Below are 14,049 nucleotides of genomic sequence, written 5' to 3'. Positions count from 1 at the left end.
CACACTCGGCGCATGACCCACGCGTGGCTGCTGCTTCCCGACTTCCTCTTGATCGCGCTGGGTGCCGTGCTGTGCCGCCGGACCGCGCTGGACCGCAGCGTCTGGGACGCAGCCGAACGCCTCGTCTACTACCTGCTCTTCCCGGTGCTGCTGTTCGGGTCGATCCTGAAAAGCCCGTTGCAGCCGGGGCAGACGGTCGGGCTGGTCACCGCCTGCGTCAGCGTCACGCTCGTCGGCATCGCGCTGGCGCTGTCGATCGGTTGCTGGCCCGGGGTCGATGCGCGGCGTCATGCCTCGGGCGCCCAGACCGCATACCGCTTCAACTCGTTCATCGCGCTCGCGCTGGCTGAGCGCCTGGGGGGCCTGGCCGGTCTGGCCGCGATGGCGCTGTGCATCGCGCTGTGCGTGCCGCTGGCGAACGTCGCGGCGGTCTGGCCGCTCGCGCGCCATGGCGGGCACCCGTACGGGCGCGAGCTATTGCGCAACCCGCTGATCCTCAGCACGCTCGCCGGCCTGGCGGCAAACCTCGCCGGCCTGAGCCTGCCCGACGCGGTCTCGACCACCTTGCAGCGCATCGGCTCGGCCGCCCTGCCGCTCGGTCTGATGGCCACCGGCGCCGGGCTGCGGGTCGGCGGCCTGAAGAGCGCGCCCGGGCTGGCCGCCGCGCTGATGACGGTGCGTCACGCGGTGCTGCCGGCACTGGCGATCGGGCTGACCGCCGCGCTGGCGCTGAGCGGTCCGCAGCGGCTGATCGTCGTGCTGTTCGCGGCGCTGCCGACGTCGTCGACCAGCTACGTGCTGGCGTCACGCATGGGCGGCGACGGCGGCTACGTGGCCGGGCTGGTCACGCTGTCCACGCTGCTGGGCATGGTCAGCGTGCCGTTCTGGCTCGCCTTGATCAGAACTGCGTCTTGAACTGGATGCCCAGGGTGCGCGGGTCGTTGATGAAGCCGGTCAGGTTGTTGAAGTCGATGCCGCCAGTCGCGACCACCTTGTTGGTGATGTTGCGGGCGAACGCGGCGACCTCGTACTTGCCGTCGTTCCACAGGTAGCCGATGCGCAGGCCGCCCTCGGTGTAGGCCTTGCCGGTGAACTCGACCGACTCGTACAGGAAGAAGTTGACCTTGCTGCGGTAGCTCCAGTCGGTGTAGACGAACCACTCGCCGCCGCTGGCCGTCGGGATCGCGTAGCGGCCGGTGACCGTGGCGATCCACTTCGGCGCATTCGGCAGCGCGTTGCCGTCGATGAAGAAGCTGCCGGCACCGTTCGACGGGTTCGTCACCGTGCAGCCGCCACCGCAGCCGGCCACGACCAGGTTCGGGTCCTTGATCTTGGTGGCGTTGTAGCTGGCGCTGGCCGTGAGCAGCAGGTTCGGCGTCGCGTAGGCGTCGAGGTTCAGTTCGAAGCCCTGGCCGGTGGCCTTCTTCGCGACCTTCAGGGTGTTGCTGTTGCCGCCGCCGCCGACCTCGGTCAGCTGCAGGTTCTTGACGTCGTAGTGGAAGACGTTGAACGAGACCCGGGCACGCTTGTCGAACAGATCGGACTTGATGCCGGCCTCGTACGAGACCGTGTCCTCCTGGCCGGCGATCGACTGCGGGCCGAACAGGCCGGCCGGCTGCACGCTCGAGCCGCGGTACCCGGTGGCGATGCGGGCGTAGACGTTGGTCGCCGGGCTGAGCTTGTACAGCACGCTGATGTCGCCGCTCGGCTTGGAGTCGCTCAGTTCGGCGCTGGTGCCGTTGACCTGGCTGCCGAGCGGAATGGCCGCGGCGTTGCTCACCAGTTCCTTCTTGTCCTTCGTGTAGCGCAGGCCGGCGCGCATGCTCAGCGCCGGGGTCAGGTCGTACTTGAGCGAGCCGAAGGCGGCCCACGAGGTGCTCTTCTGCGTGTCGGTCAGCAGGCTGGTCTGTGCGCCGCCGCCGAGGCTGTCGTAGCCGTGGCTGTCGGAGATGAACTTCTCGTTGAAGTAGTAGACGCCCGCCTGCCAGTTGAGCGGCGCGGCATAGCGCGACTCGACGCGGAACTCCTGCGTCACCTGGCGGTGCCCGTGCAACGCGCCCGCCGTCTCGCTCGGGAACGGGATGAACCCCGGCCCCGACGGCGGCGCGAACGAGGCGCCATAGCCCCCGTCGATGTCGCCGCGGCTGTAGGTGTGCACGCTCTCGATCCCGGTGATCGAGTTCAGCGCGTAGTCGCCGAAGACCCAGCGCAGCCGCGCGCTGCCGCCGTAGCTGGTGATGCGCTGCTCGTTGCGCCCGTCGGTGGAGAACTGGTTCGGCTCGAAGCCGTCGACCAGGTCGTTCGTGCCCGGCTTGATGATGTTGGCGCGGAACACCCGCGCGCTGCCGTCCAGGCTGCGGCCGTGGGCGTTGAACAGAGCGCTGAAATCGCTGCCCGGCTTGTAGAGCAGCTGGATGCGCGCGGCGCGGTCGTCGTAGCCCTCGGTCGTCCGGGTCGGGCCGGGGGCGTAGGTGTTGGTGACCCAGTCGTCGCGGTGCTGGTAGAGCAGCGAGACGCGGGCCGCCCAGGCCGGGCCGAACGCGAAGCTCTTGGCCGCCTCGACGTTGGCGGTGCCGAAGGTGCCGTACGACAGGCTGCCGTAGCCGTCGACCGCGCCGATCTCGGGCGCGACCGAATCGAGCTTGACCACGCCGCCCGGGGTGTTGCGGCCGAACAGGCTGCCCTGCGGGCCGGCCAGCACCTCGACGCGCGACAGGTCGAAGATCGGGAAGCCCTTCAGCAGCGGGCTTTCGAGCACGACGTCGTCATAGACCAGCGAGACCGGCTGCGAGGCGTTCGCGCGGAAGTCGGGGTTGCCGTAGCCGCGGATGTAGAAGCGCGGAAAGGCCCGACCGAACGAGGATTCGATGTTCAGGCTCGGCACCCGACCGGACAGCAGGCGGATGTCCTGGCCCCCGGAGGTCAGCACGTCGAGCTTTTCGCCGGACAGCGTGGAGACCGAGCTCGGCACGTCCTTGATGTTCTCGGTGCGGCGCTCGGCCGTCACCGTCACGGTCTGCAGCACGCCGGCCGCGCTCGCCGGCGCCGCAGGCGGACTGACGGCCTGGGCCAGCGCGCCGGGCACGGCCAGCATCAGCGATGAAGCGGTCAGGCCGGCGTGGCAAAGCTGACGACGTGACGGACGACGGCGGGCGCGGTGGGCCATGGAATCTCCACTGAAAGTTGTCCGGAAAACGTAGCAAGCGATGTGCCACGCGTGAACGAGTGTGAAGATTCCGGTCGGCGCCGACGCTTCAGGAAAACCCGCGAAAAGGCGGATCGTCCCCTCGCCGCTGAATCCAGTTGCTGGCGGGATAGCGGGCGTCGCCGCTGACCGCATGCAAGGTGTACGCGTGGCGCGACTGGGCCGAGCGGTTCGCCTCCGACAGGTGCGGGAACGCGCCGTCGAAGATCACCAGCGACCCGCGCGGCACCTCGATCCATTCGAGCGCCCCCATGTCCCACCGCGGCGCCGGCTGCAGCGCCTCGAGCGCGAGCCGGCCGTCGGCGTCGCGCCGGAACAGCTCCTTCAACCCGCGCCGGTGCTGGCCTGCCAGGCCGCCCAGGCAGCCGTTGCCGCGGTGCGCGTCGTCGATCGCGAACCAGAAGCCGACCACGGTCTCCGGCTCGGTGTGCAGATAGGTCGCGTCCTGGTGGCAATTCACCTCGCCGCCGATGCCGGGCGGCTTGAAGATGTACATCGACTGCACCAGTTTCGGGTCCGCCAGGCCGATCGCCTCGGCCACGGCCTGCAGGCGCGGGCCGCGCGAGAAGGCGTCGAACACCGGATCCAGGTCGTGCATCGCGTGGCCGAGCTTGTTGACGGCGTGGTCGAGCGGCACCTGCAGCCGGCCCTCCGCGTCGAACGCGCCCTCTTCATAGAACACGCCGATGCGGCTCGCCGAGGCCTCGAAGTACGCGTCCTTCGCATGGCGCTGGTCGCGGGTCGAGAACACCGTGCCGGGCGCGTGCGGCGCGTGTTCGGCAACCAGCCGACGGGCCCGTGCGCGCAGCGCCTCGCAGCGCTCGGTGGGCATGAAGCCCTCGATCACCAGCACGCCGTCGCGCGCATAGGCGGCACGCGCCTCGTCGCTCAGGCCGGTGGCGTCGTCGAAGGTGCAGCGGTGGATCATGGTGAAGTCCGTTCCCGGGGTTCCGGCGCCTGGGAGAGCGCCCAGGCGATGTGCTCGCGCACCAGCGTACTGCAAGTGTCGCGCCGGCTCTCGAGCGCCTGGCGCACCGCGGCGTCGCCCTGCGCACCCAACGCGTTGCCGAGCGCCACGGCCAGGTTGCGCTGCCAGCGCTCGAAGCCGATGCGCCGGATCGCGCTGCCCTCGGTGCGGCGCAGGAACTCGGCCTCGTCCCAGGCCCAGAGCTGCAGCAAGGTGCCATGGCCGACCGCCTCGCGCACGTCGAAATCCGGCAGCGCGCTGCGCCGCGCGAACTTGTTCCACGGGCAGGCGAGCTGGCAGTCGTCGCAGCCGTAGATGCGGTTGCCGATCGCGGCCCGGAACTCGACCGGAATCGGCCCCGGTTCCTCGATCGTCAGGTACGAGATGCAGCGCCGCGCATCGAGCCGGTACGGCGCGACGATCGCCGCGGTCGGACAGGCGACGAGGCAGGCGGTGCAGGTGCCGCAGTGCGGCTCGGCCGGCGCGGTCAGCGGCAGCGGCAGGTCGACGTAGATCTCGCCGAGGAAGAACATCGAGCCCGCGTCGCGGTCCAGCACCAGCGTGTGCTTGCCGCGCCAGCCGATGCCGCTGCGGGCCGCGAGCTCCACCTCGAGCACCGGCGCCGAATCGGTGAACACGCGGTGACCGAACGGGCCGACCAGCTCGGCCGCGTGATCAGCCAGTTGCTGCAGCCGCGCACGCAGCACCTTGTGGTAATCCCGGCCGCGGGCGTAGATGGACAGCGCGGCCTGATCGGGATCGGCCAGGCGCCGCCATTCGACGGCCTGCCAGCCGTCGGCCAGCTCGCGCGGCAGGTAGTCCATGCGCGCGGTGATCACGCGCACGGTACCCGGCACCAGCTCGACCGGGCGGGCGCGCTTCAGGCCGTGCGCCGCCATGTAACTCATTGAACCGTGGAAGCCGTTGTCGAGCCACCGCAACAGACCCGGCTCCGCGTCGGACAAGTCCACATCGGCGACGCCGATCTGTGAAAATCCGAGCGATGCAGCGTGCTCGCGCAGCTGCGCGAGCAGTGCGTGAAGCGCTTCCGAATCCCACCGACGAGTGCCCGACATTTGCCGATTCTAGAAACCCGCACGCAATACTGGCCCGACGAGGCCGCCTGCGCTGCCTCGGCCGAGGCCTTGGCGCGCCACGCCGGGCTCGCCGATGCCTTTGTCGAACTGCACGGCCCGCTCGGCGCCGGCAAGACGACCTTCGTGCGCCACCTGCTGCATGCGCTCGGCGTCGAGGGCCGCGTCAAGAGCCCGACCTATACCGTGCTCGAGCCGTACGAGGTGATGCGCGACGGCGCGTCGGTGGCGGCCTCGCACTTCGATTTCTACCGCTTCGACGATCCGCAGGAGTGGGAGGACGCAGGCTTTCGCGATGTGTTCGCCGCCCCTGGCCTGAAGCTCGCCGAATGGCCCGAGAAGGCCGGGGCGCTGCTGCCCGAGGCCGACCTGCAGATCCACATCGACCCGCTGTCGGGCGACGAGCGCCGCGCCCGCTTCGATGCCCGGACGCCGCTCGGCGTGAGCCTGCTGCCGTGAGCACGACACGGCGCCAGGCCCTGCGCTCGATGGGCGTGCTCGCGCTGTCGATCGGTGCGAGCGAGATCGCCTTCGGCGCCAGCATCGTCGCGGTGCGGGTCTGGCCGGCGGCCGACTACACCCGCGTGACGATCGAGTCCGACCAGCCGCTCGCACAGAAGCATTTCATGGCCGAGAACCCGAGTCGGCTCGTGATCGACATCGACGGCCTCGAGCTCAGTCCGGCATTGCGCGACCTGGTCGGCAAGGTCCGCGCCGACGACCCGTTCATCGCCGGCGTGCGCGCCGGCCAGAACCAGCCGCGCGTCGTGCGCCTGGTGATCGACCTGAAGCAGCCGACCGCGCCGCAGCTGTTCACGCTCGCGCCGGTCGCGGCCTACCAGCACCGGCTCGTGTTCGACCTGTACCCGACGCAGGAGCGCGACCCGCTGCTCGCGCTGATCCGCGAGCGCGAAGTCTCGGAGAAACAGGCTGCCAAGGCGGTGCAGGACGCGCTCGGCGAGTTCATCGGCAAGATGGAGCAGCCGCCCGGCACCGCCAACCCGCCGGTCGCGCAACTTCCGCCGGCGCCGGGCGCGGCGCTGCCGCCCATCGCCGCCACGCCGATCCCGCCGCCGCAGGTGCAGACGCCCGCGCCGCTGCCACCTTCGGTGCAGGGCAAGATCGACCGGCTGATCGTCGTCGCGATCGACCCCGGCCACGGCGGCGAGGACCCCGGCGCGAGCGGCCCGAGCGGCCTGCACGAGAAGGACGTGGTGCTGCAGATCGCGCTGCAGTTGCGCGACCGCATCAACGCGATGCCCAACATGCGCGCGATGCTGACCCGCGACTCCGACTTCTTCGTGCCGCTGCACGAGCGGGTACGCAAGGCGCAGCGCGTGCAGGCCGACCTGTTCGTCTCGATCCACGCCGATGCCTTCATCACCCCGCAGGCGCGCGGCGCGTCGGTGTTCGCGTTGAGCCAGGGCGGCGCCAGCAGCGCCGCCGCGCGCTGGATGGCCAACCGCGAGAACGCCGCCGACGCGATCGGCGGCGTCAACGTCAAGGCCAAGGATGCCGCCGTGCTGCGCGCGCTGCTCGACATGAGCACCACCGCGCAGATCCGGGACAGCCTGAGGCTCGGCGGCGAAGTGCTGGGGCAGATCGGCCGGGTCGGCAAGCTGCACAAGGGCAGCGTCGAGCAGGCCGGTTTCGCGGTGCTGAAGGCGCCCGACATCCCGTCGATCCTGGTCGAGTCCGCGTTCATCTCGAACCCGGAAGAGGAAGCCAAGCTGCGCGACCCCGCGTATCAGGCGCAGCTGGTGCACGCGCTCGGCGTCGGGATCCAGCGCTACTTCGCGAAGAACCCGCCGCTGGCCAGATCGCGCCAGCTCTAAGCCAGACGGAGCAGCTGCAGCGCGCGTGCGTGCGTTCGAGATGACGGATCGACCAGCGCCTGCAGCACGCTCATGTGGTTGCGCTGCGGCACGATCTCCGCGCCGATCACCGTGCGCGGCCACCGCTCGGCGATCAGCGCGGACTGGCGCAGGAACTCCTCGCTCTCGTCGCCGCCGACCACCGTGACCATCCGGCCATGTGGCTGCGGCATGAACGCCGGACTCAGACGCCGCGCCGAGGCGGCCGTCAGGTTCAGGTCCGGCGCAAGGAACGGCGCGTGTCGCAGCGGCTCCATCTCGAACAGACCGGAGATCGGCAGCGCCGCCTTCACCAGATCGGCCGGCAGGTCCGGCGCCGCCGCGCGCCAGTCGCACGCCAGCATCATCGCCGCGAGATGACCGCCGGCCGAGTGGCCCGCGACGACGATGCGTCGAGGATCGCCGCCGTACTCGGCCGCGTGCCGGTGCACCCAGGCCAGTGCCCGCACCATCTGCATCACGATCTGCTCGACGCTGACCGCCGGGCACAACGCGTAGCCCGGCAACACCACCATCGCCCCGGCCGCGACGAACGGCGGCGCGATGAAGCTCTGATCCCGCTTGCCCAGCGCGCGCCAGTAGCCGCCGTGGATGTAGACCAGCACCGGCGATCCGGGCGCCGTTGCAGGGAACACGTCGAGCCGTTCGGCCGGATCGTCGCCGTACGCCGCCTCCACCATGAGCGGGCTCGCCGCGCGGGCACGAACGGATTCGTCATACCAATGCGCGAGGATGGCGGGATGCTCCGGAATACGCGCCCGGTTGTTGTACTGCGCGTCGAACCACGCGGGCGAAGGTCGATCAGGGGCCATGTCCATCACGCGACCGCCGGCCGCTTGGCGCCGTTCGTCCTGACACCGTTCGACTTGGCCCGGTGCCGGGCCGGCACGTGGCCCGATTCGCGCAGCGCCGCGTCGATCAGCGCGTCGGCCATCCACAGCGCGACACGCTCGACCTCGCGATCGGGCAGGCCCCAGATGTCCTTCAGGATCACGTAAGGCTCGATGCCGTAGACGACCGACAGCGCCCGGTGCAGCCGGTCGCGCGTCGCCGCGGTCATCAGCGGCGCGAGCGGCTCGATCGCGTGCTGCAGGATGCGCACGCGGTGGCCGCGCCGGTAAGGCTCCTCCTCGAGCAGGCCGGCGCGCTCCAGCGCCCACTGCTCGAGCGACAGCTGCGCGGCCGCGCGCAGCTGTGCCTCGAACTCCTTGAAACGCGGGAAGGTCTGCGCGAACAGTTCGTGCACCCGTTCGCGCCCGCTCGGGTTGTCGGACGCCAGGATCCGAACCGGGCCGAGCGAGCTGTCGATCACCGCGGTGACGAGCGCGCTGCGGCTGGGGAAGTAACGGTAGGCGGTCGCCCGCGACACGTTCGAGCGCACCGCGACCTCGGCCACCGACGGGATGTGACCGCTCTGCCGGATGATGTTCATCGCGGTGTCGAGCAGCAACCGGAAGGTCGCGGCCTTGACGCCGCGCTCGGGCGGTAGCGGGGCCTCGCTCGGCTGGTGCTTCAGGCGTGCCATGGGGTTTGTCCGGGGTCGGGAAGGGATGGCATCGCTTGTAGAGGTCGGGGGTCGGCACGTATGATGCACCGATCCCGATTTGAGACGCAAGTCTCATATTCACCGATCCCGCGTCGGCCGGACTGTCGGCAAGAACCGCGGGGCACCACGGAGACAAGACTCGATGCGCATGGCCAGCTGGCAATGGGGCGGACGCGATCACGTCGGCACGATCTCGCCGGACGGTCGAGAGGCAACGCCGCTCGCGGTCGCCGACCCGGCGCGTGGCGTGCTGGCGTTGATCGAAGCGCTGGCGCGCGGCGAGCCCCTGCCCTCGCCGTCGAGTGCCCGGCTGCCGGTCGAGGTGCTCGCGCTGCGCGCGCCGCTGCCTGTGCCGCTGCGCAGCCTGTTCTGCGTCGGCCGCAACTACCACGCCCATGCGAAGGAACTGGCCGGCACGGTGTTCCGCGAGTCCATGCCGCTCGAGGACCCGTGGCCGATCGTCTTCACCAAGCTGCCGCAGTGCGTGGTCGGCCCGTTCGGTACGGTGCGCCTGCCGGGCGCGCAGGTGTCGGCGCAGATCGACTACGAGTCGGAACTGGCCGTGGTGATCGGGCGCGGCGGGCGCGACATCCCACGCTCGCACGCGATGGACCACGTGTTCGGCTACACCATCGTCAACGACGTGACCGCGCGCGACGTGCAGATGCGCCACCAGCAGTGGGACCTCGGCAAGAGCTTCGACACCTTCTGCCCGATGGGCCCGTGGATCGTCACCGCGGACGAGCTCGATGGCCGTGACACGCGCGTGCGGGGCTGGGTCAACGGCGCGTTGCGGCAGGACGGTTCGACGAAGGACCTGATCCACGACATCCCGAGCCTGATCGAGACCTGTTCGCGCGGCATCACGCTCTACCCCGGCGACGTGATCGCCACCGGCACGCCGGCCGGCGTCGGCATGGGGCTGAAGCCGCCGCAATGGCTGAAGCGCGGCGACGTCGTGCGCATCGAGATCGACGGCATCGGCGTCATCGAGAACCGGTTCGAGTAGGCCATGGCATTCCACCTGATCGACCGCATCGCGGTGGACGACGACGGCGAAGGCCCGGTCGTCGTCTGCGTGCACGGCCTGGGCGGCAGCTCCAACACGTGGACGCCGTTGATGCCGGCGCTGGCGCGCCACCGGGTCATTCGCATCGACCTGCCGGGCAGCGGTCGGTCGCAGCGGGTCGAAGGCGCCCTGTCGATCGAAGGCTACGTCGCCGCGGTGCTCGACGTGTGCCAGCGGCTCGGGATCGAGCGGGCGCACTGGCTCGGCCATTCGATGGGCACGATCGTCGTGCAGCACATCGCCGCGGCGCATCCCAAGCTCGTCGCTTCGGTCGCGCTGTTCGGCCCGCTGATCGCGCCGCCCGACGCGGCACGCACGGCGATGAAGGCGCGCGCCGCCAAGGCGCGCGAAGGCCTGGCCGCGATGCACGAGATCACCCAGGCGTTGCTGAATGCGGCGATTTCCGCGGACACGCGCCAGCGCCTGCCGGTGGCGGTCGCGTTCGTGCGCGAGAGCCTGATGCGGCAGGACGGCGACGCCTATGCGCGCAGCTGCGAGGCGCTGGCCGGCGCGCAGCCGGCCGCGGTCGAGACGATCGCCGCGCCGGTGCTGCTGGTCACCGGCGACGAGGACGGCGTGGCGCCGCCGCAGTCGGTGCGCGCGATGGCCGACCGGCTGCACGCCGCAAGGAACACCCGGGTCGTCGTCTTGCCGCGATGCGGCCATTGGACGCCGATCGAGCGGCCCGAGGACTGCCAGCGCGAGTTGCGCGAGTTCCTGGCCGCCCACGCAAGGAGTTGAGCATGGCCGACGTGATGTTCACCAACGTGCGCGTCTTCGATGGCGGCGGCGAGGCGCCGTTCACCGGCGACGTGCTGGTGCAGGGCAACCGCATCTCGCGCGTCACGCGCACCGGTTTCGGCGCCCGCTCGATGCCGGTCGCCGGCGCGCAGGTGATCGACGGGGCCGGCGCGTTCCTGATGCCTGGCATGGTCGAGGCCCACACCCATTTCTCGTGGAACGACCAGCCGAGTCTCGACGCGATCCAGCGCATGCCGCCCGAGGAGCACATCCTGTGGTGCGCCGAGGTCGCGAAGCGCTACCTCGACATGGGCTGGACCAGCTGCGTCGGCGCCGCCGCCGCGAAGCCCCGGCTGGACGTGGTCACCCGCAACGCGATCAACGACGGCACGATCGTCGGCCCGCGCTACCTCGCCGCCAGCCAGGAGATCACCGTGCCCGGCGGCCTGGGCGACACGACGCAGCCGCACCTGCCGCAGCCGGAGTTCGCGTTCGGCGCGATCGTCAGCGGCGCGGAGGAGATGCGCCGCTGCGTGCGGATGTTCGCGAAGTACGGCGTCGACTCCGTGAAGATCAACCTCTCGGGCGAGTCGATCACCGGCATGCCGAGCGAGATGAGCCAGTTCACCGCGGAGGAGATCCGCGTCTGCGTCGAGGAGGCCAAGGCCTGGGGCAAGCGCGTCGCCGCGCACGCGCGTTCCAGCTGGGCCGTCAAGCAATGCGTGCGGCAGGGCATCGAGGTGATCTATCACGCGAGCTTCACCGACGAGGAGGCACTCGACCTGCTCGAAGCCCACAAGACCGAACACTTCATCGCCCCCGGGCTGGCCTGGCTGATCAACACCTGCCACCACGCCAGCGAGTGGGGCCTGACGCCCGAGGTCACGAAGAAGATGGGCTACCACCGGGAGCTGGAAGCGGCGATCGAGAGCATGCGCGCGATGCGCAAGCGCGGCATCCGCATCCTGCCGGGCGGCGACTACGGTTTCGCGTGGACGCCGCACGGCACCAACGCGAAGGACCTCGAGTACTTCGTCAAGTACGTCGGCATGAGCACGATGGAGGCGCTGCTGTCGGCCACCGCCTGGGGCGGTCCGATGATGCGGATGGGCAAGGTGCTCGGCTACATCCGCGAGGGCTACCTGGCCGACATCCTGCTGATCGACGGCGACCCGCTCGCCGACATCACCGTGCTGCAGGACAAGGCCCGCATCCTGGCGGTGATGAAGGACGGCGAGTTCCACCGCGCGCCCGACGTGCGCGGCGCCGTTCGGTCGACGACGCGCTGGGCCGCGTGAGGAGCATCGCGATGGCAGACACCCTCTTCACCAACGTCCGCATCCTCGACGGCACCGGCCAGAACCCGTTCACCGGCAGCGTGCTGGTCCAGGGCAACCGCATCCGCCAGGTCGGCCGCAGCACCGCGCCGATCGCATCCGGCAACGCCGTGGTGATCGACGGTGCCGGCGCCACGCTGATGCCCGGGATGTGCGAGGCCCACACCCATTTCTCGTGGAACGACGCGGCCACGCTCGCGGCCATCCAGACCATGCCGCTCGAGGAGCACGTGCTGTGGTGCGCCAAGGTCGCGAAGCGCTACCTCGAGGCCGGCTTCACCTCCTGCGTCGGCGCCGCCTGCGCCAAGCCGCGGCTCGACGTGGTGATCCGCAACGCGATCAACGCCGGCCAGATCCCCGGCCCGCGTTACCTCGCCGCGAGCCAGGAGATCACCGTGCTCGGCGGCCTGGGCGACGAGACGCTGCCGCACCTGCCCTTCCCCGAGTTCAGCTTCGGCGTCAACATCAGCGGCGCCGACGAGATGCGCAAGGCGGTGCGGCTGTTCCTCAAGTACGGCGTCGATTCGATCAAGCTGAACCTGTCGGGCGACAACTTCACGCCGCAGTCGCCATCCGAGACGACCTGGATGCTGGACGAGGAAGTGGCGGCCGCGATGCGCGAGGTCAAGATCCGCGGCAAGCGCGGAATCGCCCACGCCCGCTCGTCCGAGAGCGTCAAGCAGGCGCTGCGCCACGGCATCGACCTGATCTACCACGCGAGCTTCGTCGACAACGAGGCGCTCGACATGCTCGAGGCGGCCAAAGATCGGGTGTTCGTCGCGCCCGGCATCGCGATCCTCTACGCGATGCTGTACGAGGCCGAGGCCTTCGGCATCACCAACGCGATGGCCACGCAGATGGGCTACCAGATCGAGTGGGACGCCGCGCAGGAGTCGCTCGCGAAGATGCACAAGCGCGGCATCCGCGTGCTGCCCGGCGGCGACTACGGCTTCGCGTTCACGCCGCACTGTCAGAACGCGCGCGACCTGGAGTTCTTCGTCAAGTACCTCGGCTTCACGCCGATGGAGGCGATCCGCTCGGCCACGCTGTACGGCGGCCAGATCATGATGAAGCCCGACGAGCTCGGCGTCGTCAAGGACGGCTACCTTGCCGACCTGCTGCTGGTCGACGGCGATCCGCTCGCCAACCTGGCGATCCTGCGCGACCCGAAGCGCATCCTCGCGGTGATGAAGGACGGCGTGTTCGCGAAGGCGCCGGCGATCGCCTCGCAGCGCGCGTGGGGCCGGGCCGCATGACGATGACGCGCAAGCAGGGGGCGCTGTGGCTGCTGTTCGGCGGCCCGGTCGTCGTGTTCGCGGCCTGGGCGATTCCGGACAACCCGTCGCTGTTCTTCAAGACGCTGCTGAACGGGTTGACGCTCGCGTCGCTGTACTTCCTGGTCGCCAGCGGCTTCACGCTGGTGTTCGGGCTGATGCGCAACGTCAACCTCGCGCACGGCTCGCTGTACCTGTTCGGCGCCTATGTCGGCTGGTTCGTCGGCGAGCGCACCGGCTCGTGGGTGCTGGCGGTGATCGCGGGCTTCCTCGCCTCGGCGATCCTCGGCCTGGCGATGCAGCTGCTCGTGTTCCGCCACATGCAGGGCCAGGACCTGCGCCAGACGCTGGTGACGATCGGCCTGTCGATCGTGCTGGCCGACCTGATGCTGTGGATCTGGGGCGCCGAGATCTACACCTTCGACCCGCCGTCGTGGATCTACGGCTCGACGACGCTGCCGCTGGTCAACAAGTTCCCGACCTACCGGCTCGCGGTGCTGCTCGCGTCGATCGCGATCGGAGTCGGCCTGTGGCTGCTGCTGGCCCGCACCCGCATCGGCATGATGATTCGCGCCGGCGTCGACGACCGCGGCATGCTCGCGGCCTCGGGCGTCAACGTGCAGCTGGTGTTCGCGCTGACCTTCGCGATCGGCGCGGGGCTGGCCGGGCTGGCCGGCGTCGTCGGCGGCACCGCGCTGTCGATCTCGCCGGGCGAGGACACGCGCTACCTGCTGGCGTCGCTGGTCGTCGTGATCGTCGGCGGCATGGGCAGCGTCGTCGGCGCCGCGATCGGCGCGCTGCTGATCGGGCTGGCCGAGCAGTTCGGCCTGGCCTATGCGCCGACCTACAGCGTCGTGTTCACCTTCGTGATCATGGTCGTCGCGCTGGCGTTCAAGCCGCGCGGGCTGATGGGGAAGAACACGTGAGCGCGGCGCAGTGGCG

General features: G+C 70.1%; 13 protein-coding genes. 8 read left to right on the top strand and 5 right to left on the bottom strand.

Annotated elements, in window-relative coordinates; genetic code table 11:
• The first annotated feature begins 12 nt into the window (after positions 1–12).
• Complete coding sequence (locus tag ACWH49_RS20120; RefSeq protein ID WP_448173077.1) at positions 13–915, top strand: AEC family transporter; 903 nt, start codon at positions 13–15, stop codon at positions 913–915.
• Here ACWH49_RS20120 and ACWH49_RS20115 read toward each other — a convergent pair.
• From ACWH49_RS20115 to queG, 3 genes are all read right to left on the bottom strand, one after another.
• The gene (locus tag ACWH49_RS20115) at positions 899–3,166 is read right to left on the bottom strand and encodes a TonB-dependent receptor (protein WP_448173076.1); all 2,268 of its coding nucleotides are present in this window, start codon (positions 3,164–3,166) and stop codon (positions 899–901) included. The genes ACWH49_RS20120 and ACWH49_RS20115 overlap by 17 nt on opposite strands.
• An 88-nt stretch (positions 3,167–3,254) precedes the next feature.
• Entirely contained in the window at positions 3,255–4,133 is an 879-nt protein-coding gene (locus ACWH49_RS20110; protein WP_448173075.1) for a phytanoyl-CoA dioxygenase family protein, read from the bottom strand.
• Positions 4,130–5,248 carry a tRNA epoxyqueuosine(34) reductase QueG gene (gene queG, locus ACWH49_RS20105; protein ID WP_448173074.1) on the bottom strand — a complete coding sequence of 373 codons (1,119 nt, stop codon included), beginning with the start codon at positions 5,246–5,248 and terminating at the stop codon, positions 4,130–4,132. The genes ACWH49_RS20110 and queG overlap by 4 nt, the downstream gene beginning before the upstream one ends.
• On the opposite strand from queG, the gene tsaE reads away from it, so the two are divergent.
• The gene (gene tsaE, locus ACWH49_RS20100) at positions 5,249–5,725 is read left to right on the top strand and encodes a tRNA (adenosine(37)-N6)-threonylcarbamoyltransferase complex ATPase subunit type 1 TsaE (protein WP_448173073.1); all 477 of its coding nucleotides are present in this window, start codon (positions 5,249–5,251) and stop codon (positions 5,723–5,725) included.
• A gap of 29 nt (positions 5,726–5,754) precedes the next feature.
• Positions 5,755–7,101, top strand: coding sequence for an N-acetylmuramoyl-L-alanine amidase (locus ACWH49_RS20095; protein ID WP_448174373.1), 1,347 nt, complete (start codon positions 5,755–5,757; stop codon positions 7,099–7,101).
• Here the strand turns inward: ACWH49_RS20095 and ACWH49_RS20090 are convergent.
• Together ACWH49_RS20090 and ACWH49_RS20085 are read right to left on the bottom strand one after the other, a co-directional pair.
• Positions 7,098–7,958, bottom strand: coding sequence for an alpha/beta hydrolase (locus ACWH49_RS20090; protein WP_448173072.1), 861 nt, complete (start codon positions 7,956–7,958; stop codon positions 7,098–7,100). The genes ACWH49_RS20095 and ACWH49_RS20090 overlap by 4 nt on opposite strands.
• The gene (locus tag ACWH49_RS20085; RefSeq protein WP_056468123.1) at positions 7,958–8,665 is read right to left on the bottom strand and encodes a TetR/AcrR family transcriptional regulator; all 708 of its coding nucleotides are present in this window, start codon (positions 8,663–8,665) and stop codon (positions 7,958–7,960) included. Before ACWH49_RS20085 ends, ACWH49_RS20090 begins: the two co-directional genes overlap by 1 nt.
• Positions 8,666–8,828: 163 nt before the next feature.
• Between ACWH49_RS20085 and ACWH49_RS20080 the strand changes: the two genes are divergently transcribed.
• The 5 genes from ACWH49_RS20080 to ACWH49_RS20060 are packed head-to-tail and all read left to right on the top strand — an operon-like array spanning position 8,829 to position 14,033.
• Positions 8,829–9,695, top strand: coding sequence for a fumarylacetoacetate hydrolase family protein (locus ACWH49_RS20080; RefSeq protein ID WP_448173071.1), 867 nt, complete (start codon positions 8,829–8,831; stop codon positions 9,693–9,695).
• A gap of 3 nt (positions 9,696–9,698) precedes the next feature.
• Complete coding sequence (locus tag ACWH49_RS20075; protein ID WP_448173070.1) at positions 9,699–10,496, top strand: alpha/beta fold hydrolase; 798 nt, start codon at positions 9,699–9,701, stop codon at positions 10,494–10,496.
• A gap of 2 nt (positions 10,497–10,498) precedes the next feature.
• Positions 10,499–11,794 carry a metal-dependent hydrolase family protein gene (locus ACWH49_RS20070; RefSeq protein ID WP_056468116.1) on the top strand — a complete coding sequence of 432 codons (1,296 nt, stop codon included), beginning with the start codon at positions 10,499–10,501 and terminating at the stop codon, positions 11,792–11,794.
• Positions 11,795–11,805: 11 nt separating this feature from the next.
• Positions 11,806–13,089, top strand: coding sequence for an amidohydrolase family protein (locus tag ACWH49_RS20065; protein WP_448173069.1), 1,284 nt, complete (start codon positions 11,806–11,808; stop codon positions 13,087–13,089).
• Complete coding sequence (locus tag ACWH49_RS20060) at positions 13,086–14,033, top strand: branched-chain amino acid ABC transporter permease (protein WP_448173068.1); 948 nt, start codon at positions 13,086–13,088, stop codon at positions 14,031–14,033. Before ACWH49_RS20065 ends, ACWH49_RS20060 begins: the two co-directional genes overlap by 4 nt.
• The last annotated feature ends 16 nt before the right edge of the window (positions 14,034–14,049 follow it).

Source organism: Rhizobacter fulvus, assembly GCF_964020785.1.
Note: the sequence above shows the minus strand (reverse complement) of the source record. Positions and strands in the feature narration are given on the sequence as shown.

Bases quoted from the DNA above. Each gene is read 5' to 3' on its own strand.
- ACWH49_RS20110 (WP_448173075.1), bottom strand. From the start codon at position 4,133: ATGATCCACCGCTGCACCTTCGACGACGCCACCGGCCTGAGCGACGAG.
- ACWH49_RS20120 (WP_448173077.1), top strand. From the start codon at position 13: ATGACCCACGCGTGGCTGCTGCTTCCCGACTTCCTCTTGATCGCGCTG.
- ACWH49_RS20065 (WP_448173069.1), top strand. From the start codon at position 11,806: ATGGCAGACACCCTCTTCACCAACGTCCGCATCCTCGACGGCACCGGC.
- ACWH49_RS20090 (WP_448173072.1), bottom strand. From the start codon at position 7,958: ATGGACATGGCCCCTGATCGACCTTCGCCCGCGTGGTTCGACGCGCAG.
- ACWH49_RS20070 (WP_056468116.1), top strand. From the start codon at position 10,499: ATGGCCGACGTGATGTTCACCAACGTGCGCGTCTTCGATGGCGGCGGC.
- ACWH49_RS20115 (WP_448173076.1), bottom strand. From the start codon at position 3,166: ATGGCCCACCGCGCCCGCCGTCGTCCGTCACGTCGTCAGCTTTGCCAC.
- ACWH49_RS20075 (WP_448173070.1), top strand. From the start codon at position 9,699: ATGGCATTCCACCTGATCGACCGCATCGCGGTGGACGACGACGGCGAA.
- ACWH49_RS20095 (WP_448174373.1), top strand. From the start codon at position 5,755: ATGGGCGTGCTCGCGCTGTCGATCGGTGCGAGCGAGATCGCCTTCGGC.
- ACWH49_RS20085 (WP_056468123.1), bottom strand. From the start codon at position 8,665: ATGGCACGCCTGAAGCACCAGCCGAGCGAGGCCCCGCTACCGCCCGAG.
- ACWH49_RS20060 (WP_448173068.1), top strand. From the start codon at position 13,086: ATGACGATGACGCGCAAGCAGGGGGCGCTGTGGCTGCTGTTCGGCGGC.
- queG (WP_448173074.1), bottom strand. From the start codon at position 5,248: ATGTCGGGCACTCGTCGGTGGGATTCGGAAGCGCTTCACGCACTGCTC.
- ACWH49_RS20080 (WP_448173071.1), top strand. From the start codon at position 8,829: ATGCGCATGGCCAGCTGGCAATGGGGCGGACGCGATCACGTCGGCACG.